Below are 22,464 nucleotides of genomic sequence, written 5' to 3' on the forward strand. Positions count from 1 at the left end.
ATCTTTTGTTTTTCCCACTTATTTTTCCTCCCAAAGCTTCTGAGGATAAAGACCGTCATCTTTCAGCTTCTGAATTGCAGCAACTACTACCGGCTTATCTTCTTTATAAGTAACTCCGTACCATTTGTCCATGGATTTCAGAACTTTGACAGTTGCTTTCTTCTCGCCAAGAAGCTCATCTACAACAAATGGAAGGAAATATTCGCATTTCAGAGGATTCTTTTCCACATTTTCTTTCAGGAATAATGGGAATCTGTCCTTCAGTTCTTTCAGAATGCTTGCAGAAAATCCCCACATATTCATAGACACCGTAGCATCCATAGGAAGCTCTGTCCATGTAGCACCATCATCCTCGGTATAAGCAGCACCGCCATCTCTCTTCTCAATATGGGTGCGCTCATTAATATCCTTCAGATATCCCTCTTCGTCTGTCACACAAACACCACGAGCCACATGTCCATTATCTGTCAATGTGTTCTCAAGCTTGTAGCCTACCATCATGTACTGATAAATACCGTCTTTATCCTGATTCTCTGTAAGGAAATCATACGCCATCTTAAATGCATGACGTCCATAATAATCATCCGCATTAATAACGGCAAAAGGTCCATCAATCACATCAATACAGCTCATGATCGCATGTCCGGTTCCCCATGGCTTCACACGTCCCTCCGGAACTGTAAAGCCTTCCGGCAGATTATGCAGATCCTGGAATACAAATTCCACCTGGATATGCTTACTCATACGATCTCCGATAGCAGCACGGAAATCAGCCTCATTCTCCTTCTTTATAATAAATACAATTTTTTCAAACCCTGCCTGAATAGCATCATAGATAGAAAAATCAATGATAATGTCCCCGTCCTTATCAATAGGATCGATCTGCTTCAGGCCACCATATCTGCTTCCCATACCTGCTGCCATTACTACCAATACCGGCTTTTTCATGTTATTGCTGCCTCCCATTTTTTATTTGTCAAAACGGATATTCCTGATCCGCTTTGTTGCTTATTCATAACGATACCAGGGACAAACAATTGCCCCTGGTTCGATGGTAACAGACAAATCTCTTCTTGTCAATTTCTATCAATTATTTCACAGGAAATACTCCGGTTTTAATATTCCCAGACCGCTCCCCAGCACTTTTCCTGACTTCAGATATTTCTTTGCAGCTCTCTGAAGAGATGTGTTCTCGGAATATACATTCAGGTTCCGCTGTACCTTTCCCCAAATACGCCATTCAGCCTCACGCTCATCCCAATCTGTTTCTACAATCTGAAATTGATTCTGAAACATAATGATATTGCTTTTCTCCGGCAAAATGTCTTTAAGCCCCGGATAGAGCAGCCAGGAATGACACAGATACGGCATCTCTTTTCCCCAGAAAGCCATTCCCTGAATAATGGATTCCCTCACACTCTCCAGTGTGAGCTTTTCGCCCTGTGGAATATGAATACTGATGATCGGATCTCCTTTTTTTACCATTCTTTCTCCTGCTGTAAAATTCCAGCGGGAATCCATGATTTCAAATTGCATTCTTCCAAGCCTGAAAATGGTAAGCTTCATATGGCGGAAAAACCAGTCGTATTCATCAATTCCATACTCTCCATATTCCAGAAAACAGTTTTCACACCAAAAGGTCAGATCGTAAAAAGTGTCCCTGAAAATTTCCCGGCTGATTCCCCGCTTTTCATAAGCATCATAGGTTTCGGCGCCCATGCGGCATAAATAATACAGAAACACAAGCCGATAATCCTTTTCCAAAAGAATTTTTTCATAAAACAAAGCTCTGTCTTTCTCATACAAAAGCTTATTTTCCTGATATTCTTCCTCCCCAATGCGTCCGGATTCCTGAAGCTCATTAAGCAGATGCACAGCCTCCGGCAGCATGTTGATTTCAGCTAAAAATTCATTTATTTTCATTGGCAAATCCTCTGAGATTTACAACCTGTCCCGTTATTCTTGCTTCCTCTGCTGCCAGTGCCATCAGATGACTCTCCACGGAAACAGCAGCGTCTGTTTTACCCTTTCTTCCTTCTCCTACCATACGGACAAAATCATGCATCATACTCATATCACTTCCGTTATGTCCGTTTGCAGGTGTGTGAAGCTCTATTGTCTCCAGATTCCCACTGACAAAATCTCTGATCTCAATAGTACCTGCATCCATATCGCCTTTGATCTCACCTTTTGTTCCCATAAGACGGATCCGTCTAGCACACTGGTCTGTAAAGGCTGTCATAAGGAAGGACGCTGTTACCTGATTTTCAAACTTTATGTCAACGGACTGGTGATCTACTACTGTATTATCACAGTGGAATACACATCTTCCGTAAGGTCCTTTTTTCAAAGCCTCCAATACATGCTCCGGATCTGTCTGATCGGTCACTGCACGTACCAGATAGCCATCTAAATTCTCCAGATAAAAGCGTGGTGCATAGAAAGCACATTCATCTCTATGTGGGCATCCATCCAGACAATAAGCAGGAGCTCCTTCCGGTGCATTTTCCTCTGTAAAATAAGACAGTTCACCAAAGGAACTAAGGCTTTCGCATTTACTGTCTGCCAGCCACAGCATGATATCCATATCATGACAGCATTTCTGCAGGATCATAGGACTGGATTCCTCTGCATTTCTCCAGTTTCCTCTTACAAAGCTATGTGCCTGATGCCAGTAACCTACCTCTTCCATATGCTGGATAGTCATAAGTCTTCCTATTTTGCCTTCTTCCAGAAGTTCTTTTAATTTGGAAAAGAACGGAGAATACCGAAGTACGTGGCACACGGACAGAATACGGTCGTATTTCTTCGCCATCTCTCCCATTTCAATGATTTCTTTCTTGTCGGGAGACATGGGCTTTTCACAAAGTACATGATATCCCTTTTTCAGAGCCATGATCGTAGGCTCATAATGCATCCTGTCCATGGTGCAGATCATGGCACAATCTGCCAGCTTTTCTTTTCCAAGAAGCTCTTCATAGCTTTCGAAGCAAAGCTCTTCCGGAATATTGTGTCTTTTTGCAAAGCTCTCTCTGCGCTCTTTATCCGGCTCTGCAACTGCCACCACCTGAAATTCATCTGGATGGTCCAGTGCATACTGAGAATAAACATGACCTCCTCTAAGGCCTGCTCCAATTACAATACTCGTTACCTTTTTCATACTCTTTTACTCCTGTCGCAAACGTATTTTTAAAACCGTATCTTTTTCATCTGGCAATGGATAGGTAAATACCGGATCATCTCCGAAGGAAACAAAGGCCACATCCGGATACAGCACCGTATTCCATGCTTCCCCTCTGTTCACCTCACTGCCGTCTGCAAGATATGTAACAGATTCCAGCTTATCCGGGCCGATTCCATACAGCGGAAGTGCTCCAAGCGGTGTCTCATAAACATGAGCATAAATGATGTCACCTTTCTGGGTATATCTTCCCCAATCCGGCTTTTCCAATTTGGAAATTCCGCATCCGTAAATGCTCTCCCCATTTTTTTTCATCCATTTTCCAACTTCTGTGAGAATCTGAACACTCTCCTCCGGAATATTTCCACGGGCATCTGGTCCCACGTTCAGGATCATATTTCCACCCTTGCTGGCACATTCCACCAGCTTTCTTACAAGCATCTGAGGGGTCTTATACTGATGGTCGAAATTGCAATATCCCCAATGATTATTCATAGTGGCACAAAGTTCCCATGGAATGGGTTCTCCCTTGTCATCACATACTCCTTTTGGAGGAATGATCTGCTCCGGACTTGCAAAATCACCGCTGTAAATCAGTGGTTTCTCTGTTGTAATGCTGCCATGGTTATCCCCCGCACCTTCCAGACGGTTGTCAATGATCACATCCGGCTGATACTTTCGAACCATTTTGATCAGCTCTGTGGCTTTCCATTTTTCTCCGGTCATATCGTCATAGGAAAAATCGAACCATAGAAGATCCAGCTTGCCATACCCTGTTACAAGTTCCTTTATCTGGCCATGCATATACGCAAGATATCTGTCAAAATCAATTTTTTCATCTTTATATGCCGGATTGTTTCGCATAGGATGCTGCCTGTCTCCATATTTAGGAAAATCCGGATGATGCCAGTCGATAATGGAAAAATAAAGACCAACCTTTAATCCTTCCTCTCGGCATGCATCTACAAATTCTCTTACCAGGTCTCTGCCTGCTTTTGTGTTTGTTGACTTGTAGTCTGTCAGTTTAGAGTCAAACAGACAAAATCCGTCATGGTGCTTTGCTGTAAGTACCACGTACTTCATGCCTGCTTTTTTTGCCAGACAAACCCATTTCTTCGGATCATAATCCACAGGATCAAACTGATCAAAATACTTACTGTATTCCTCAATTGTCATTTCTTTCTGTGACATCATCCATTCACCGCATGCTGGAATGGAGTATAATCCCCAATGAATAAACATACCGAATCTGTCTTCCATAAACCATTTGGTGCGCTGTCTTATTTCCTCATTCATGTTTCTATTCTCCTGTCTTCTTCATTATATCAGAAAATTTTGTATATTCAGCATTTTTATCAAAAAACTTTCATTTCACCTGTCAACCTTTCACGGCTCCGCCAGACAGTGCCTCAATAAAGAATCTGCTGAAAATACAGTACAGAAGCACAGGCGGAAGAATGATAATCACCATAGCGGAAAAAAGTCCGTTATAATTGGTGTTAAAGGCTGTTGTGAAAGTAGACAAAAGCGCCGGTACTGTCAGCTTTTCCCTTGTGATCAGCACAAGAGAGGCCCAGTAATACTCATTCCAATTATTCAAAAACGCAAGCACAGCTGCTGTCATAATTCCCGGACGTGCAATTGGAAAAATTACTTTCATCCAGGTCTGTACATACCCACATCCGTCAATTCTCGCCGCCTCTTCCAGCTCTCTTGGGATATTGTCGTAATAGTTTTTGATCACAAAAAAACTCACTGCAATTCCACTGCAGGAATAAATCAGGATCAGCGCAGATCTTGTATCATATAAATGCAGGCGGTTTACCAGATTATATACCGGATAAGTAAGGGCTGTGGCTGGGATAAACATGGTGGAATACAAAAGTACATTTACCAGTGCTTTTCCTTTGAATTCCATTCGCGCTACCACATATGCAGACATGGAAATCATCACCACACTGATCACCACGGAAACACCTGCGACAAAAAGACTGTTTCCAAAATATCTCATCACATGTAAATCTTTAAATGTGGAAATATAACCATCCAGACAAATGGATTCCGGAAGCTGAAAGCCAGGTCTCGCCATAGGATCTTTTTTCAGGCTGGATAAAACCAGCCAGCCAATGGGAAGCAACGACACGATCAGCGCCCACGCAAGACAAATGTAAGTCACGATCCTGGTTCCCGCCGGCATACTATTTACACCTTTCAAGGTATTTGTTTTTTTCATATTCATCCTCTTTTCCTTCTTATTCTTTCTCTTTCCTGAAAGAAATGCTGTATACAAAATTAATCACCAGAATGATCACCATCCCAGCCAGGATCTGGATCATTGCCACTGCATTGGCTCGTCCAAACTGGGTTCTCGGACTGGTAATGGCAAGCTCGCGGATAATGTAACTGATACTGTAGGTTCCTGCAGCTCCTTTTGTCAGGAAATAAACCTCGTTATAAAGAAGGAAGCCGGAGGTTGCAGCAAGAACGGATACTGTTTTTAAAGTTCCTTTGATCATAGGGATTGTAATATACCAGTCCTGTCTCAGACCGCTTGCCCCATCCAGCATAGCCGCTTCTCTTACCTCTTCCGGCACTGCCATAATATTCCCCAAAATCATTAAAGTTGTAGTTCCTGTAAAGAAAATATAGGCACAGGTCATGGCCACAAAAGCCGGTCCTTTCAGAAGTAGGATATTATCCCTGAATTCTTTGTTGAAAAGACGAATGATCGGGTTGATAATTCCATAAGAAGGGTTGTACAATTGTAAAAATACAATGCCCATAGCGGCAGTTGAGATCATATTCGGAATAATATAGACATTTCGTACAAATTTAATACCTTTTACCTTTCTGGACAGGGCCAGAGCGATCAAAGCAGCAATGGGAATCTGTACCACTGTTCCAAGAATGGCCCAGGTGGTTGAATTTTTCAGTGCTTCCCAGAAAAATGGATACTTGTTAAAAATATAATCATAATTATCCCACAAATTGCTCCAGCCGAAAAACTCCGGACTAGTAATATTGGTATAATCCCATTTGCAGAAAGAAGTGATAAACACCGTAATAATGGGATACAGATAAAATACGCAAAATGCGATCAGGGTAGGCGCAAGAAACGCTATAATAAATCCTTTTCTCCGCGTACCCAGCTTATTCTTTCTTTTTTTCGCAGCATTCTGATTTTCCAAATTCATACCTCCAAAAAGGGAAGAGATTTCTCCCCTCCCTCTTCTATTTCATTCATAGTTTCTGTTCATCACAGCTGTGTGCTTTAAGCAACCAACGCGATCAGCTCTGTCTGAAGTGCTGCAAATCTTGCATCAATATCTGTTCCTGATACCGCACACTCCATCAATGCATTGATGATAGCTTTGTCCACGTCAGATCCCCAGGTATAGTTCATGTCAATCACTACAGTATCAGCTTCATTTACCTGAGAACAAGCCTGTGCAAGCTTTCTTGTAGCTGCATCATCACTCTCTTCTGCAAGTGCGTTCAAATCAACTGTTGTGTTACATGGATTTGCCTGTACGCCAGTGAAGATTTTTTCTTGAACCTCAGCACTTGTCATATATTTGATAAACTCAAGTGCCAGCTCTGTTTTCTCATCACTCATGTTATTTGCCACAGCAAGTCCGCCGCCTGCAGAAGCGATTGCAATATTTCCAGGGAATAAAGCAGGCTCAATGGCATCTGTTAAAGACGCATCAATTCCACTTGCATTCCATACACCATTGAAAAGAACACCAGCCTTACCATTTGTATTAAATTCTGCCATAAGATTTCCGTTATCATCTGTAGTATGCTCAGAACCATTTGCCTGATCCAGGTTTGCAGCAGTCTTAAATGCAGCTGCAAATTCCTCTGAATTGATGGTGTCCTCTGTCAGCTCAGATTCCAGCATTTTCTTTCCTTCATCTGTAGAAGCCATAACTGTGTTTACAATATAGCTGGAGCCCTGTCCTGCAATGTATCCGTACACATCCTCGTCCAGAGCACAGATTTTTTCCATTGCTTCTCCAAAAGAATCCCAGTCTGCAAACGCCTCCTCTGTAATTCCGGCTTTTTCAAAAATATCGGAATTATACCATAAGCCACGGCTCTCAATCTGATCATGCACTGCATAAATATGACCATCCATATCATGCTGTGTATAGTTAAGACCAACTGCATCCTGCAGACCATTTTCATCGATATACGGTTTCAGATCGTATACCAGATCCTGGGAAAGTGCTGCCTGCGGAACTCCGCCACCGCCTACATCTACCAGATCCGGGAAGGAACCGCCAGCAACCTGTGCACTTACAATGTCATCTCTGTTTTCTACAGCGATTGGTTTGAATGTAACTGATCCATCAGCATGTTCCTTTGCGAACTCATCATAGATATCCCTCATAACCTGAGCTGCAGCCCACTCGCTCTCATCCTGGTAATATCCATGGTAAAATTCCAGAACATCATCATCTGCATAAGCAGTCGTTCCAAATCCAACCAGTGCAGTAGTCCCCATTGCTGCTGCCAGTAAAACACTTACCATTTTTTTCTTCATTACAAAAATCCTCCTTCATAAATTATACGTCTTTGCTTTAACTGTCCTTATTTTACCCTTGTTTTTGGTATTTTTGAATGAATCCCGTTTGCAATTTACAGGTATTTATTGACATTTTCACAATAAAAATAAGGAAAATATTTACCTGACGGCAATATTTTCCTTATCTTTATTTTCCCTATTTATCTATTTTCATTTCACCCAGCTGCCGGGTAAAAGCTTCCGGTGAAATTTTACCGGTAAGCTCTCTGAAAATGTTTTCTGTAAAATAGGCTTTCTGTTCATAAGTCCACAGATTATCCGGAACTTCAATTTTATCCTCTGCGCTTAATACCAGGGAAGCAGCCTGAAACAGCCGCGGCATTTCCTTCTCGTAAGAATCCAGAACTACCTGCTTATTCGCCGGAATCTGCTCTGTTTCCTCCAAAATCCGCGTCTGCACCTTCTTGCTTAGCATATATTTCAGGAACCGGATGGAAGCCTCCTCTTTCTGTTCGTTTCCACTTTTTCCAAGCACATAACCAAAACAGGCAGATTCGCAAGACAGCTTCTTCCCGGATGTAGTTGGAAGCAGTGCATACTTGGCATTAATGTTTTCGGAAATCATGGAAGCGCCCCATACGCCATTCACATATATGGCAAGCTTTCCTTCATTGAACAATCTGGTCTCATCCAAATAACTGTATTCTGCATTTTCGGAGGTGGAATATACATAAATTTCCTGCAGCCGTTTCAATACCTCTGAAATTGTACCGATATCGTTTCTGTCCTTTTCTGTACCTTCTTCCAGAAGCATATGATCCATAAAATAAAGATAGCCCTCCGGAGATGTCTGAAGCGAAGCAATTTCATTATTCTCACGTTCCGACCATTTCCAGATTTTGTAGCACATACCGCGAAAAGCATCCCAGGTCCTGGGAATTTCCTTTACGCCAGCTGCGTGCAGAATATCTTCATTATACCAATAACCACCACTTAAGGACAAAACATCTGACACTGTAAACAGCTCCCCTTCTTCTGTGGTCCAATAGTTCAGATTGGTCTGGGAAATATTGGAGGCAAACTCTTCATCTTTTTTCACATAGGGCATAATATCCAGCGCCATATCATTTTCTACAATAAAATCATAGGTTGTATTCTGTCCCATACCGCTGAAGGTAATCACATCCGGCATATCTCCCACCATGATCATGTCCTCCACCTTACGCAGCATTTCCTTTCTTCCTGGCATGGAGATCAGCTGCACCTCAATGTCCGGATTCTCCTTCTGAAATCCATCGTAAATATCCCTCATAGCTACATGATCTTCACCAGTTCCGCCCCATGCATGAATCATTGTGATAGTTACAGGCTCTTTTTCTTCTTTCCCGCAGCCTCCAAGGATCAGACTCCCGGCTATTCCGATACTAAAGAAAAGACCTCTAATTTTTCTCTTCATGTTGTTCTCTTTTCCTGAATTCTTTTGGTGATACCCCGGTTATCTTTTTAAACATTTTTGAGAAATAACCAGCATCTTCCACTCCTACCGCTTCTGAAATCTCATAAGTCTTCATCTCTGTATTCTGCAGATATTCTTTTGCCTTTTCCACCCGTTTCATTAAAATCTCATCAAACAGATTCACACCTGTTTTATTCTTATAATAACGGCTGAGATAGCTGCGGTTCACATGCAGGGTATCTGCAATATCATCCAGCGTGATCTTTTTGCGAAAATTTTCTTCCAGATACTGTTCAATCTGATCAAGCAGTGATTCCGGTTCTTCTGCCTTCGTATGCTCCTGGATTTCGATCTCCTTTTTCAGTCTGGATAGCTTTCCAATTGCTTTTTCCACTGCCAGTGGAAGTTCGTCTATAATGGAAATCTTAAGCACATACTCACATACACTGTATTTAATGGCACGTTTGGCATACTCAAAATCTGAATATGCGGTAAGGATGATCACCTGGGTTTCCGGGCAGGTTTCGTATACATATTTACATACTTCTAATCCGTCAACACCAGGCATCTGTATATCTGTGATCACAATGTCCGGCATTTCTCCCCGGATCTTCTCCAATAGTTCCTGTCCATCACTGACTACGCTCTCCAAAGAACAGTCCATTTTTTCCCAATTTATCAGTTTCTGCAAAGCCTCTCTGATGTATCCTTCATCATCGGCTGCTACCACTTTCCACATAATTTCCACCTCTTTCAATTGGAACTGCAATTTCTATTTCCGTTCCCTTTCCCGGTTCGCTCCAGACCTGAAACTTGTAATAATCTCCATACAGGATCCGGAGCATTTTCTTTGTATTTTCCCAGCCCACATGGGTATGAGGAGTTTTTTCTTTATTTTCCTCTGCCTTCGTCTGATTCCGACAAACGCCTACTCCATCATCTTTTACCCAGATGTAGAGCATTTCCCTTTCATATAAAAGGACCTGCAGATTTCCTTTTCCACGCTTTGGTTCCAAACCATGCGAAACTGCATTTTCCACCAGTGGCTCAATAAGAAGACGGGGAATCAGATCTTCGCCGATTTTTTCATCTTCAAGCTTCACCTCATAAGACAGTTTATCCTGGTAACGGCTTTTCTGCAGATATAAATAAAACTGAACTATTTCCAGTTCCTCTTTTACCTTTATCTTAATCTCTTTTTCCCGGAATATCTTACCCTGCATCAGTCTGGAAAAAGCATTCAGTCCATCGTAAACTTCTTCGTTTCCAGCCATTTTCGCTTTCAGACTCAGCATGGCCAGAATATTAAACTGGAAATGCGGATTTATCTGGGACTGCAGATATTTTACCTGAGACCGGGCTGCCACAATTTCTTTTTCATAAACCTGAGTAATCAGATATTCGATCCTGTCTGCCATCTCATTAAACACGATTCCCATGTCATGAAATTCCTGAATAGAGGAATCTTCCATTCTGGCATTCAGATCCGGTTTTCCAAAAGCCTGTATGCTTTGGATCATCCTGGTAACCGGTTTGGTGAAACGGTAGCTGATAGCATATGCAACCAGAAATGCAATTCCCAGTACCACAATAAGACCCACAAGAACGATAAAAAGAGTGGGCTTCAAAATAGAAAAAATATTCCCATACCCTACTGAGATCACTGTACGTACTCCAAATCCACAGAGATTTCCATAACCAATCACCTTCGTACCTGCCAGGTCTTTTGTTCCATTCCATGAATTCTCAGAAGTCTGCAGCTTTTTCACCAGCTCCTGAGCTCCTTCTGAGGCAAGCAGCTGATCGTTTTTATCCAGGACAGCCCATCCTCCATTATGATACAGCTGTACCGTTTCCAGAACTTTCGCTACTGCACTCTGACTGATCTGCACGATTCCGATTCCTTTTTCCCTCATATTTTCATCATAAATTCTAAAAAAAATATTTAATTCATCTTTATCAGACAAACAGGCGTACTGGTCACTGGTACTTTTAAATTCCTGCTGCATGTTTTCGTATTTTCGCTTCTGTTCTCTCCCGGCAGCCAGTGTGGTGGCATAATAGTGCTCATAAATACATTCATTCCCATTATTAAACAGATAAATTCCAGTAACAAAAGGAAGCTGGCGTTCCACCATATTCCGCTCTGAAAAAAGCTCCATGCTGTAAGAAAGCTGTGGTTCTATTTCCTCCAGGTCGTATTCTTCTTTCTGAAAAAAGTCATCCAGTACCGTATTATGACGTATGGCGATCACACTATCCTCAATAAACTGCATATGAGCCTCATACTGCTGACTGGTATATCGAAGTACATATTCAATATCTTCCTGTGTTTTCTGAAAGAAGAAAGAGAAAAAGACATAGAAAACAGCTGCACATACAGACAGTAAAGTACATACAGAGGTCAGTATCATCAGAAATGTAAGTTCCCTTTTCAGAGTGTAGTTTTTTTTCATTTTATTTATCCCCAGGGTAAATTTCTATATTATAAATTCATTATAGGAAAAGCTTTCGAAACTTGCAATCAGTTTTCACCAAAAAAAGCAATAAAAAGCAGAAATATTTATAGCATTTCACCTAAATATAGGGTATACTGTTATTGTCTGAAAGAACAAGGGCAGGGTTTTTATATGACAGCATTCTGATAATGCCGTTATTTTTTTGCACCTTGTTAAAGTGATCATACTCACTTATTGACAAAGAAGGAGAGGTAAAATGAAAGTAATTAAAGTTAAGAATTATGAAGAGCTGAGCCGTACTGCAGCTACCATTATCGCCGGTGTTATTTTGTCCAAACCGGATTGTATCCTTGGACTTGCTACCGGTTCTTCCCCGGTAGGTACCTACGATCAGCTAGCTGCTATGTATGAAGAGGGAATACTGGATTTTTCCCATGTAAAATCTGTGAACCTGGACGAATATGTAGGACTGGACGGATCCAATGACCAGAGCTACCGTTACTTCATGAACAAGAACCTGTTCAGCAGAGTCAATATAGATATTAAGAATACCTATGTTCCGGACGGAACCAATCCGGATACAGAGGCCTGCTGCGAAGCTTACAATACACTGCTTAAGAATATAGGAGCTGCAGACCTTCAGCTTCTTGGAATAGGACCTAATGGTCACATCGGATTTAATGAACCAGACGACCATTTCCAGGCTGGCACACACTGTGTAGATCTTACAGAGGCTACCATCCAGGCGAATAAACGCTTTTTTGCAAGCGAGGAGGATGTGCCTCGCAAGGCTATTTCTATGGGAACTGGCAATATTATGAGCGCAAAGACCATTCTTCTTGTAGCTAACGGCAAGAATAAAGCCAAGGCTCTCGCTGCTGCGATCAAAGGACCTGTTACCCCACAGTGCCCGGCTTCCATCCTTCAGTTCCATCCCAATGCAATTATTGTGGCAGATGAGGATGCACTGAGCGAACTGTAATTAAAAAAAAGGAGCTGCTTCAATATGTTCCAAAAAGGCTTTCTGCAAGCTGTACGTCACAATTTGCAGAAAGCCTTTTTCAACACGCTCTAAAAAAGCAGCTCCATTTTTGTACCTTTTCCAAGATCGCTGTCCACATTGATCTGTGCATGATGTAAGGTTGCCCCGTGCTTTACAATGGACAGTCCAAGACCGGTTCCTCCAGTCTGCCGCGAATGGCTTTTGTCCACCCGGTAAAATCTCTCAAATATTCTTTTCTGTTCAGATTTCGGAATTCCGATTCCATCATCCTCAACCCGGTAAAAAGGACGATTCCCTTTTCTGCCTACATAAATATGAATGTGTCCTCCCGGATTGGTGTAACGAACAGCATTGTCCGCAATATTGTACAGCATTTCATATAAAACATGCCGTACTCCCTGAATGTTGATTGGAATACCACAATAATCCAACGAAATGTTTTTCTTTTCCGCATGATCCCGGAGATTGTTTACCACATCCTTTGCCAGCTCATCAAGCTCCACACTTTCCATGGAGACCACTGCATCCTGCTGTTCATCCAGGCGCGACAGCTGGATAATATCTGCCACCAGATTTCCCAGACGATTGGCCTCCTTATAGATTCGTCCTGAAAAATCAGCAATATTCTCCGGTCTCACCATTCCATTCATCATCAGCTCCGCATAACCGGAAATAGACATCAGAGGTGTCTTTAATTCATGGGAAACATTTGCAGAGAATTCCCTTCTCACAGCCTCAGTCTTCTTCAACTCCTCCAGCTGGCTTGCAATCTGCTTATTCTGCTGATCCACCCGCATCAACAAAGGACGGAGTTCTTCGTAGCATACATTCGAAAGAGGATGCTCCAGATCCAGGTTGTTCACCGGCTCGATCAGACTCTTTGTCTGCCTTTGCACCAGAACGATCTCTACCAGAATGATCAACAGCATCAAAATTCCAAGCCAGATAAAGCTGCTAAGCAACGTATGGAACACACTGTCTGTTGTTTTTGCCAGGCGGAGGATTCTGCCATCATTCAGCTTCACCGCATAATAAAAGGTCTGGTGTGACAAGGTTTCCGAATAACGGACGATTTCTCCCTGTCCATCTTCCATAGCCTGGATAAATTCCGGACGGCTGCTGTGGTTTGGAAGTTTTGAAGCCTCTGCCTCATTATCATAGAGTACGTTTCCCTCTGAATCGGTGAGCGTAATACGGGTATCTGTGGTTTTTCCCACATTTCCGTTTAAATACTCTTCTCCAACTTCTTCAATCCCCACTTTTACATATTCAGCTTCATCTCGGACGCCCTTTTTCATAGTACTGTTAAACTTATCATACATCACAAAGCTGGCGGCTATAAAGGTAAGGATAACCGTGAGAACGATCATCACACTGGTATGACTGAGGATTTTCTTTTTCATCCCTGACTGCCTCCCTTGTCTGCCATTCTGTAACCTACGCCGCGGACAGTCTCGATTAGTCTGCCGGCATCCCCAAGCTTCTGCCGAAGGGTTCGCACATGTACATCCACAGTTCTGGTCTCCCCGTCAAAATCATAGCCCCATATATGGCACAAAATCTGGTCACGGGTCATAACGATTCCTCTGTTTTCCATAAGATACAGAAGAAGTTCAAATTCCTTGCGGGTAAGCTCCACAGGCTGCTCATCACAATACACCTGATGACGGCCTGGAAAAATACGAAGTTCCTCACAGCTAAGCTCTCTGTCATCTCCGTGGCGGCTGCTGCGCCTAAGCACCGCCTTCACCCTGGCTATAAATTCCATCATTCCAAAGGGCTTGGTAATATAATCGTCTGCACCGGCTTCCAGAGCACGAACCTTATCAAATTCTGCTTCCTTGGCAGTTACCATAATGATGGGAATATCTCTGGTTCCGGAAGATTTTTTCAGTTTTTCCAGAATGGAATATCCATCCTCTCCCGGAAGCATAATATCAAGAAGAATCAGCTCTGGTTCCTCCTCTGCAAGGGCTTTCCACAATTCCTGGGAGTCTTCTAACCCTCTTGCATGAAATCCGGTCGTCTCTAATGTATATACTAAAAGATCACGGATGTTGTTATCATCTTCAACACAAAAAATCATTTTTTAGTATTCTCCTCCCATGTCTTACCTATTTTTTACATTACCTGTAAATCATCATTATTTCTTAGTATACGTACTTTTTTCCCCTTATACAAGTGCACAACTGTAAAGTCACGGTAAAAAGCAGGAAAACAGGTTACCGTTCACGACCTGACCAGTAACACGCTTCGCGATGAACAGAAATCATACATTCGCATGTTTTCGCGCCGCAAAAATTATATTACCAGTCGCTGCCTCCGGAAATGATTCTCACAGGAATTTTTCCAGAGCAGCAACTGGCAACATCTACTCTCCCGGTTACGGAAGCATATAGTTCACACGGGCAACCTCCAGTTCGTGATGGAAATGTTCTCCCGGTGCATTTTTTACAGTGTCAAGGTGACTGTGGGTATCATAAAGATCCTCATGCACCTGAGTCACACAGACTCCGATATTGGAACAATGATCTGCGATTCTCTCCAGGCTGGTTGTAATGTCAGAAAGCACAAATCCCATCTCTATTGTACATTCTCCGGCACGAAGACGATTTACATGGCGTCTTTTCAGCTCACGGCTTAGCTCATCGATCACTTCTTCCAGAGGCTCAATTTCTTCGGCTGCTCTCATGTCCTGGTTTGCAAAAACGCTATACGCTTTTTCCACAATATCCGACACGGCTTTTTCCATAATGTGAAGTTCCTGCACTGCCTTGTCTGAAAAGCGGGCATTTTTTTCTGAAATTTCCTTTGCAGATTTCATAATGCTAAGTGCGTGATCGGAAATACGCTCAAAATCTCCGATACAGTGAAGCATAATGGACAAGCTGTGGCTGTCTTCCAGAGAAAGATCTTTCTGATTCAACTTGATCAGATAGGTTCCCAGTTCGTCCTCATAGCGGTCAACCTTTGCTTCAATCTTTTCCACACGGAAAGCTGTCTCCTCCTGGAAATCATCCAGCAAACCAAAAGAAAGGTTCAAAGCGGTTTTGGACTGCTCTGCCATTTTCCTGGCAGCTGTTTTGCTCTGCTCAATAGCAATACCAGGATTACTAAGAAAACGGGATTCCAGGATCATAAACTCCTGATCTTCTGCGGAAATAACTTTCTCCTCTTTTGTATCACGGACAGTTGCACATGCCATTTTTACAAGCATATCTCCAAATGGAAGAAGTACAAGTGTTGCAATGATGTTAAAGGCACTGTGGATCACTGCGATGCCGGCAGGACCTGCCACTTCTTCAATGAAAGAGAAATGTAAAAATCCATTCAGCACATAGAATACAACCATAAATGTAACAGTTCCTACAATATTGAAGTACAGATGAACGATTGCTGCACGTTTTGCATTCTTAGTAGCACCGATTGAAGAAAGCATTGCTGTAATACAGGTTCCAATATTCTGTCCCATGATAATCGGAAGCGCTGCTCCGTAACGGACTGCACCAGTTACACAAAGCGCCTGGAGAATACCAACAGAAGCTGATGAAGACTGAATAACAGCAGTCAGAAGTGCACCGGCCAGCACACCTAAAACAGGGTTGGAGAACTTCAGAAGGATGTTTGTAAATTCCGGTACCTCTGCCAGAGGTTTTACGGCACCGCTCATGGTATTCATACCGAACATCAGCACTGCGAAACCAACCAGAATGTTTCCAATATCTTTCTTCTTTTCATCATGAAGGAAGACAATAAAAACAACTCCGATCAATGCCAGAATCGGTGAAAATGAGTTTGGGTTCAAAAGTCTTACAAAGAAATTGGAGCTTTCAATTCCTGCCAGGCTGAGGATCCATGCGGTAACAGTAGTACCGATATTTGCGCCCATAATAAAGCCAACAGCCTGGGACAGATGCATGATTCCCGAGTTTACGAAGCCGACTACCATAACTGTGGTTGCCGATGAAGACTGAATGATTGCAGTAACTGCTGCACCAACCAAAACTGCTTTCACACGGTTAGATGAAAGGTTTTCCAGAATCTTTTCCAGTTTACCGCCGGAAAGCTTTTCCAGACCGTCTCCCATTACCTGCATTCCATAAAGGAACATCGCCAGTCCTCCGACCAATGTCAGAATGCTAAAAAAATCCATTACGTTTCCTCTCCTTTTTTATCCTTTTAAAAGTTTATTGGGTTCTTAATTTCTTTTGTTTACAAAACCAATATAAGTGGGCTATGTAAAGTTTCGGGTGAGAAGAATGTTAAATATATGTAAAATACTTTACAATCTTGGATTTTCTTATACCGAAAAAATGTAAAGCCAGGCTGTTGAAAATGTAAAATATTTGTTTGATAGTTGATTTTACTGTATTTTCCAAATTTTACATTCAAAAAAATCCCCCAGGAAACATGAAGAATAATTTTACAATTATCGCTGCATATCTCATGAGGGATTTTTATATAATACGTGTAATGATTCCGTATCTTCACTGTTACACGCTCTAATACTTTTAAAATCCTCGGATTTCCTCTTCCTCTGAATGGGTTTTATCGATGGAGCGGATTTCCAGAAAATAACTGTAATTGTCATTTACCTTTACTTCCACTCTGTCGCCAATCTTATGTCCTTTCAGTGCCATGCCAATCGGAGAGTCAATACTGATTCTGTTCTCCATGGAATTTCCCCGGATGGAAGTAACAAGCTTATATTTCTCAATCTCGTCATCTTCCTCAAAATAAACTTCTACAATGTCATCCATTCCAACCTCGTCACTGCAGGATTTATCAGAAACGATGGTTGCTGTTTTTAACATATTCTCCAGATAGCGGATGCGACTCTCGTTCTGATTCTTATGACGCTTGGCAGCGTAGTATTCAAAATTCTCACTTAAATCGCCCTGGGCACGTGCTTCCTTTACTGCCTCAATTGCCTCTTTGCGGACAACCAGCTTACGGTGCTCAATCTCCTGTTCAATTTTCTCTACGTCTTTTTTGGTGAGCTTCTCTCTCATTTTTATACATCTCCTTTATAGCTGCAACACCACTTTGCACACCACCTTAACAGATGGCAAAGAGTTTGTCAAATTGCCAATGGAAAACATTAATTCCAATAATGCTATTGTTCACTCCATGAACAGAAACCCTATAATTTCTTTTTCCCCAGTCGGACTTCTTCCATCAGCTTCGCAGTCTCAGCATCTGCATGATCAAAAAGATAGGTATGACTGGACTGGCGGTGCTGATGCCATTCCTGGCGGAGCTGCTTTCTGGTCTCTTCGATTTCTTCTTTCAGACCTCTTGCGGAAATACGGTTGGCGCCCTGACCCATAATGATAATCTGTTCCAGTCCGTCTGAAGTAGCAACCGTTACCTGATGCTGTCTGCCGATTTTGTGGACTGTTTTTTCAATATATTGATCGGCAGTCTCCGCTTCTTTTGTGTAAACCACATGAATATTGTGATAAGTAAGCACTTCCTCCTGGTGTCCCTCCACCTTGTAAGCATCAAATACAAGAATCAAAGTACATTTCTTATATCCCTGATAATTACTTAAAATATCCATCAGCTTCGTCTGTGCTGCACGGACATCCGCATCTGCCAGTTCTTTCAGCTCCGGCCAGGCAAAAATAATGTTATAACCATCCACAAGAAGGTATTCTTCCTGGTCTTTTTTTGCAGAAGAACTGCTGCCAGAATAAGATAGGGCACTTACCACTTTTTTATAAGAAGACACGCGGTCTCTTTTCACCGGACCAAAGGTACGCTCAAAAATGGCCTGAAGTTCTTTGTCATCCTCATAGCTTCCACGGTAGGCAGATTCCGGCGGCTGGTAACCACTTCCCGCATGACTTCCACTTCCAGATGTATTTCTGGCAGTTCCTGTACTACCAGCTCCACTGCGTGCTGAATTTCTGGCACTTTGAGCAGTATCGTCTCCACTTGCAGGATTTCCAGAGCCTGACGCAGCATCCTCCCAGTCTTCCTCGCTGAGATCATCCTCAAACTCTGCCATAATCCCAGTATCCAGGTGCATATACTCTTCCACTTCATACCATGGCACCACAAATCCGGCTCCATGGGCACAAAATACAGACCCGGTAGGATTATCCAGATCCCGCTCAGAATCGTAGCCGATCTGTTCCACGATCTCATCTTGATTTTTACAAGGCTCATATCCTTTTAAACTGCAGAACAGTCTTCCCATTCCCCTTGTATAAGAAACTACTTCTTTCTGGTAATCGCGCATAGTCGAAACAGGCGCTTTTCCCTTCAAAATAGCGGTATTTGCCTCTGTCTCCATAGGAAGAAGAGTTCCCTGCATTTTCTGGATATCATTCATTGCACGGCCAACAACCTCCACCGGCACTTCCAGCCGAAATTCATAGTAAGGCTCCAGCAGAACATTCTGTGCTTTCTTAAGCCCCTGACGGATAGCCCGATAAGTAGCCTGACGGAAATCTCCGCCTTCTGTGTGTTTCTGGTGGGCCCGTCCGGTAAGCAGGGTAATCTGCATATCTGTGATCGGTGCACCAGTCAGCACTCCTCTGTGTTCCTTTTCTTCCAGATGAGTGAGGATCAGTCTCTGCCAGTTCCGGTCCAGCACATCCTCACTGCAGGCGGTAAAAAACTGCATTCCGCTTCCTTGCTCCCCTGGTTCCAGAAGAAGGTGAACTTCCGCATAATGGCGCAAAGGCTCAAAATGTCCCACACCTTCCACAGGTGCCGCAATGGTTTCTTTATATACAATATTTCCCGTTCCAAAATCCACAGCCACATGGAACCGCTCCCAGATCAGCCTTTTCAGGATCTCGATCTGCACATCTCCCATGAGCATGGCGTGGATTTCTCCCAGCTGCTCGTCCCACACAATATGAAGCTGAGGATCTTCCTCTTCCAGTTCTCTCAGCTTCTTCAGCATCTGATGCACATCGCAGCCTTCCGGCAAAATAATCTGATAGTTCAGTACCGGCTCCAGTACTGGCATATTGGAATTCTCTGTCACGCCAAGTCCCTGTCCTGGAAAAGTATGGGAAAGACCTGTCACTGCGCACACGGTTCCCGCGGGCACTTCTTTCACCAATTCAAATCTGGCGCCAGAGTAAATCCGGATCTGGTCAGCCTTTTCCTCCCATACTTCCTCTCCTGCTGCCACATTTCCCTTGCTGGTAATAAGAAGTTCTTTTACTTTCAGTGTCCCGCCTGTAATCTTCATATAGGAAAGACGGTTTCCCTGATCGTCTCTGGCGATCTTATAAACCTTCGCACCAAAAGCCTCAGGATATACCGGCCATCTGGTGTACCTGTCCAGTCCGTGGATCAGCTTCTCCACCCCTTCCATTCTCAGTGCAGAACCAAAATAGCATGGAAAAACCTTTCGATCTGCGATCAGACCGGTAATCTCTCTCCTGGATACTTCTCCTGTTTCCAGATATTTTTCCAGCAGTTTCTCGTCACACATGGCAAGGCTCTCCAGAAATTCTTCAGAAAATTTATTTTCCATCAAATTCTGCTGTTCTTTTTCACCAGCCGGTAATTCCGGTTCCAAATCCCCATCAGCATTTTCATTTTCTGAAAAATCCATGCAGTTCTCATTCAGCCTTTTTTTCAATTCGGTCAAAAGAGCATCGTGGTCCGTTCCATCCTGATCCATTTTGTTCACAAAAATAAATGTGGGGATCTGGTACCGCTCAAGCAATTTCCATAAAGTCACCGTATGTCCCTGCACACCATCTGCACCGTTAATCAAAAGCACTGCATAGTCCAGAACCTGCAAGGTACGTTCCATCTCTGCAGAAAAATCCACATGCCCAGGCGTATCCAGAATGGTAACTCTTGTTTCCGGGAATTCCAGCACTGCCTGCTTGGAAAAAATCGTGATTCCCCGCTCGCGCTCAAGGGGAGAGGTATCCAGATATGCATCCTTGTGATCCACTCTTCCAAGCTTTCGTATCTTGCCGCTTAAATATAAAAGTGCTTCTGACAATGTAGTTTTTCCTGCATCTACATGAGCCAGCAGCCCCATACAAATATTTTTCTTTATTTTCTCTGACTGTTCACCCACGAAAACGCCTCCTGTTGTAAAAATCTCTTGTTTCAGTATATCACAACAGAAGGCGCCAGTCGAGACACAGGTGTTTATTTCATTATTTTCAATAAATCACCTTATGGTTACTGTCCACTGGCAATATTCCGCCAGGTGTTTTTACTATGCAAGTCCCGGACAGCAGCAATGAATAAACCATGCCTGCTTGATTGAATTCATGGATAGGGGTTCGGGCCAGAGCATGTTTGAAAAAGACTTTCTGCAAGATATATGTTGCAATTTGTTTTATAATAAAATTGTTTTATCTTTACAATATTTGATAACATGGTATAATTCATACGTGATAAAAAAAGTACAATAATAAAGTAATTATTCCACAAAGCATGTAGCTGTGAAGGTACTGAACAATTACACAATAGAACCGATTGATGCAACGTTATATTTTAGAGCGTGTATCAACAGAAAGTGAGAACTTCCATATGAATCCCTTAAAAAAAATATACTGTCGGATTTTTCAGAATGTATTCAAATTTGCCCTTCCATTCCTGCCATACCGAAATCCGGAGATCATCAGCAGTCTGAAAGCTATTCCTGATGTGCTGAAAAAGAAAAAATGTGAAAATGTGCTGATTATTACAGATGCAGGAATCCATAAGCTTGGTCTTACAGACCGCCTTGAAAAAGTGTTGACAGACAGCAGCATTCCCTATATCCTTTATGACAAAACAGTAGCAAATCCTACCACTGTGAATGTGGCTGAGGCACTTGAACTTTATCATGAAAATAACTGTCAGGCCATTATAGGCTTCGGCGGAGGCTCCAGTATGGACTGCGCCAAGGCAGTAGGCGCTAGAGTCGCCAAACCTCATCAGTCTCTTGCAAAGATGAAAGGAATCCTGAAAGTGCACAAAAAGCTTCCACTTCTTATCGCCGTTCCAACCACTGCAGGAACCGGAAGCGAAACTACACTGGCAGCAGTAATCGTGGACGCCGAAACCCGGCATAAATATGCCATCAATGACTTCCCGCTGATTCCCCGATACGCTGTGCTTGACCCCAAGGTCACATTAAGCCTTCCACCATTCATCACCGCTACCACAGGTATGGATGCACTCACCCATGCAGTGGAAGCTTATATTGGTAATTCCACTACACCAGGCACCCGTAAAAATGCCTGGGATGCAGTGCAGCTGATTTTCGAAAATCTGGACACTGCTTACACCGACGGAAGCAATAAAGAAGCGCGCCGGAATATGCTCCGCGCCTCTTATTTCGCTGGCTGCGCTTTTACAAAATCCTATGTAGGCTATGTACATGCAGTTGCCCATTCTCTGGGAGGACAATACAATGTTCCACATGGACTTGCCAACGCTGTACTTCTCCCTTATGTTCTGGAAGCTTACGGAAAAACAATTTATAAGAAGCTGGCAGCCCTTGCTGTTGCTGCCGGGGTTGCCTCCAAAGAAACACCGGAAGAAGAAGCCGCATTAAACTTTATCCAGGCGGTCAAAGACATGAAGGCCCGCTTCGGAATCGGCGATACCATCCCGGAAATCCAGGAAGAAGACATTCCGAAGCTGTCACACTATGCGGACAAAGAGGCGAATCCGCTGTATCCGGTACCGGTACTGATGGATGCACAGGAGCTGGAGAAATTTTATTATATGCTGATGCCGGCTAAAGAAAACACAGTGCAATAAAAAGATAAAGTGTGTTTGAAAAATGCCATATTGTCACCTTTATAACATTACATTCGGTAATCTCAATTTAAATAAGATAGTTTTGAATTA

General features: G+C 42.8%; 17 protein-coding genes and 1 pseudogene. 2 read left to right on the plus strand and 16 right to left on the minus strand.

Annotated elements, in window-relative coordinates:
- Positions 1-18: 18 nt before the first annotated feature.
- The 10 genes from AB5618_RS17535 to AB5618_RS17580 form a co-directional block, all read right to left on the minus strand.
- Entirely contained in the window at positions 19-948 is a 930-nt protein-coding gene (locus AB5618_RS17535; protein WP_173735096.1) for a sugar phosphate nucleotidyltransferase, read from the minus strand.
- A gap of 147 nt (positions 949-1,095) precedes the next feature.
- Positions 1,096-1,923, minus strand: a complete 828-nt coding sequence (locus AB5618_RS17540) for an acyltransferase domain-containing protein (protein ID WP_118582306.1) — start codon at positions 1,921-1,923, stop codon at positions 1,096-1,098.
- Positions 1,910-3,160 (minus strand): Gfo/Idh/MocA family protein, encoded by a 1,251-nt coding sequence (locus AB5618_RS17545; RefSeq protein WP_118582303.1) that lies wholly within the window; start codon positions 3,158-3,160, stop codon positions 1,910-1,912. Before AB5618_RS17545 ends, AB5618_RS17540 begins: the two co-directional genes overlap by 14 nt.
- 6 nt (positions 3,161-3,166) lie before the next feature.
- Positions 3,167-4,477, minus strand: a complete 1,311-nt coding sequence (locus tag AB5618_RS17550; protein ID WP_173716896.1) for an alpha-L-fucosidase — start codon at positions 4,475-4,477, stop codon at positions 3,167-3,169.
- Between the two features lie 82 nt (positions 4,478-4,559).
- Positions 4,560-5,414 carry a carbohydrate ABC transporter permease gene (locus AB5618_RS17555; RefSeq protein WP_148461675.1) on the minus strand — a complete coding sequence of 285 codons (855 nt, stop codon included), beginning with the start codon at positions 5,412-5,414 and terminating at the stop codon, positions 4,560-4,562.
- Positions 5,415-5,433: 19 nt separating this feature from the next.
- The gene (locus AB5618_RS17560; protein WP_227199100.1) at positions 5,434-6,369 is read right to left on the minus strand and encodes a carbohydrate ABC transporter permease; all 936 of its coding nucleotides are present in this window, start codon (positions 6,367-6,369) and stop codon (positions 5,434-5,436) included.
- 83 nt (positions 6,370-6,452) lie between these two features.
- Positions 6,453-7,730, minus strand: coding sequence for an ABC transporter substrate-binding protein (locus tag AB5618_RS17565; protein WP_148461677.1), 1,278 nt, complete (start codon positions 7,728-7,730; stop codon positions 6,453-6,455).
- 178 nt (positions 7,731-7,908) lie between these two features.
- Positions 7,909-9,168 (minus strand): ABC transporter substrate-binding protein, encoded by a 1,260-nt coding sequence (locus AB5618_RS17570; RefSeq protein ID WP_148461678.1) that lies wholly within the window; start codon positions 9,166-9,168, stop codon positions 7,909-7,911.
- Positions 9,152-9,907 (minus strand): response regulator, encoded by a 756-nt coding sequence (locus tag AB5618_RS17575; RefSeq protein WP_148461679.1) that lies wholly within the window; start codon positions 9,905-9,907, stop codon positions 9,152-9,154. The genes AB5618_RS17570 and AB5618_RS17575 overlap by 17 nt, the downstream gene beginning before the upstream one ends.
- Positions 9,882-11,624 (minus strand): sensor histidine kinase, encoded by a 1,743-nt coding sequence (locus AB5618_RS17580; protein WP_148461680.1) that lies wholly within the window; start codon positions 11,622-11,624, stop codon positions 9,882-9,884. The genes AB5618_RS17575 and AB5618_RS17580 overlap by 26 nt, the downstream gene beginning before the upstream one ends.
- Positions 11,625-11,883: 259 nt before the next feature.
- Between AB5618_RS17580 and nagB the strand changes: the two genes are divergently transcribed.
- On the plus strand, positions 11,884-12,609 hold the full coding sequence (nagB, locus tag AB5618_RS17585; RefSeq protein WP_118582282.1) for a glucosamine-6-phosphate deaminase: 726 nt from the start codon (positions 11,884-11,886) through the stop codon (positions 12,607-12,609).
- A gap of 19 nt (positions 12,610-12,628) precedes the next feature.
- Here the strand turns inward: nagB and AB5618_RS17590 are convergent.
- The 6 genes and pseudogenes from AB5618_RS17590 to AB5618_RS17615 form a co-directional block, all read right to left on the minus strand.
- A pseudogene (locus AB5618_RS17590) lies at positions 12,629-12,679 on the minus strand (DUF6783 domain-containing protein); the annotation flags it as partial.
- Positions 12,680-12,698: 19 nt separating this feature from the next.
- Positions 12,699-14,033 (minus strand): ATP-binding protein, encoded by a 1,335-nt coding sequence (locus AB5618_RS17595; protein WP_195379425.1) that lies wholly within the window; start codon positions 14,031-14,033, stop codon positions 12,699-12,701.
- The gene (locus tag AB5618_RS17600) at positions 14,030-14,716 is read right to left on the minus strand and encodes a response regulator transcription factor (RefSeq protein ID WP_173718208.1); all 687 of its coding nucleotides are present in this window, start codon (positions 14,714-14,716) and stop codon (positions 14,030-14,032) included. Before AB5618_RS17600 ends, AB5618_RS17595 begins: the two co-directional genes overlap by 4 nt.
- A 297-nt stretch (positions 14,717-15,013) precedes the next feature.
- Entirely contained in the window at positions 15,014-16,783 is a 1,770-nt protein-coding gene (locus AB5618_RS17605; protein ID WP_148461683.1) for a Na/Pi cotransporter family protein, read from the minus strand.
- Between the two features lie 358 nt (positions 16,784-17,141).
- Positions 17,142-17,642, minus strand: a complete 501-nt coding sequence (greA, locus tag AB5618_RS17610) for a transcription elongation factor GreA (RefSeq protein WP_148461684.1) — start codon at positions 17,640-17,642, stop codon at positions 17,142-17,144.
- A 131-nt stretch (positions 17,643-17,773) separates the two neighbouring features.
- On the minus strand, positions 17,774-20,653 hold the full coding sequence (locus tag AB5618_RS17615; protein WP_368366932.1) for an NYN domain-containing protein: 2,880 nt from the start codon (positions 20,651-20,653) through the stop codon (positions 17,774-17,776).
- 500 nt (positions 20,654-21,153) lie between these two features.
- Here AB5618_RS17615 and AB5618_RS17620 point away from each other — a divergent pair, with 500 nt between their 5' ends.
- Positions 21,154-22,374 carry an iron-containing alcohol dehydrogenase gene (locus AB5618_RS17620; protein ID WP_173735105.1) on the plus strand — a complete coding sequence of 407 codons (1,221 nt, stop codon included), beginning with the start codon at positions 21,154-21,156 and terminating at the stop codon, positions 22,372-22,374.
- Positions 22,375-22,464: the final 90 nt, after the last annotated feature.

The sequence above is a fragment of the Ruminococcus sp. J1101004sp1_RTP21198st1_B9_RTP21198_201120 genome (assembly GCF_040924245.1).
GTDB lineage: Bacteria > Bacillota > Clostridia > Lachnospirales > Lachnospiraceae > Blautia_A > Blautia_A faecis.

What these genes read in the sequence shown, in the direction of transcription:
- AB5618_RS17535 (WP_173735096.1), bottom strand. Translation starts at nt 948, where the DNA reads ATGAAAAAGCCGGTATTGGTAGTAATGGCAGCAGGTATGGGAAGCAGA.
- AB5618_RS17540 (WP_118582306.1), bottom strand. Translation starts at nt 1,923, where the DNA reads ATGAAAATAAATGAATTTTTAGCTGAAATCAACATGCTGCCGGAGGCT.
- AB5618_RS17545 (WP_118582303.1), bottom strand. Translation starts at nt 3,160, where the DNA reads ATGAAAAAGGTAACGAGTATTGTAATTGGAGCAGGCCTTAGAGGAGGT.
- AB5618_RS17550 (WP_173716896.1), bottom strand. Translation starts at nt 4,477, where the DNA reads ATGAATGAGGAAATAAGACAGCGCACCAAATGGTTTATGGAAGACAGA.
- AB5618_RS17555 (WP_148461675.1), bottom strand. Translation starts at nt 5,414, where the DNA reads ATGAAAAAAACAAATACCTTGAAAGGTGTAAATAGTATGCCGGCGGGA.
- AB5618_RS17565 (WP_148461677.1), bottom strand. Translation starts at nt 7,730, where the DNA reads ATGAAGAAAAAAATGGTAAGTGTTTTACTGGCAGCAGCAATGGGGACT.
- AB5618_RS17570 (WP_148461678.1), bottom strand. Translation starts at nt 9,168, where the DNA reads ATGAAGAGAAAAATTAGAGGTCTTTTCTTTAGTATCGGAATAGCCGGG.
- AB5618_RS17575 (WP_148461679.1), bottom strand. Translation starts at nt 9,907, where the DNA reads ATGTGGAAAGTGGTAGCAGCCGATGATGAAGGATACATCAGAGAGGCT.
- AB5618_RS17580 (WP_148461680.1), bottom strand. Translation starts at nt 11,624, where the DNA reads ATGAAAAAAAACTACACTCTGAAAAGGGAACTTACATTTCTGATGATA.
- nagB (WP_118582282.1), top strand. Translation starts at nt 11,884, where the DNA reads ATGAAAGTAATTAAAGTTAAGAATTATGAAGAGCTGAGCCGTACTGCA.
- AB5618_RS17595 (WP_195379425.1), bottom strand. Translation starts at nt 14,033, where the DNA reads ATGAAAAAGAAAATCCTCAGTCATACCAGTGTGATGATCGTTCTCACG.
- AB5618_RS17600 (WP_173718208.1), bottom strand. Translation starts at nt 14,716, where the DNA reads ATGATTTTTTGTGTTGAAGATGATAACAACATCCGTGATCTTTTAGTA.
- AB5618_RS17605 (WP_148461683.1), bottom strand. Translation starts at nt 16,783, where the DNA reads ATGGATTTTTTTAGCATTCTGACATTGGTCGGAGGACTGGCGATGTTC.
- greA (WP_148461684.1), bottom strand. Translation starts at nt 17,642, where the DNA reads ATGAGAGAGAAGCTCACCAAAAAAGACGTAGAGAAAATTGAACAGGAG.
- AB5618_RS17615 (WP_368366932.1), bottom strand. Translation starts at nt 20,653, where the DNA reads ATGGGGCTGCTGGCTCATGTAGATGCAGGAAAAACTACATTGTCAGAA.
- AB5618_RS17620 (WP_173735105.1), top strand. Translation starts at nt 21,154, where the DNA reads ATGAATCCCTTAAAAAAAATATACTGTCGGATTTTTCAGAATGTATTC.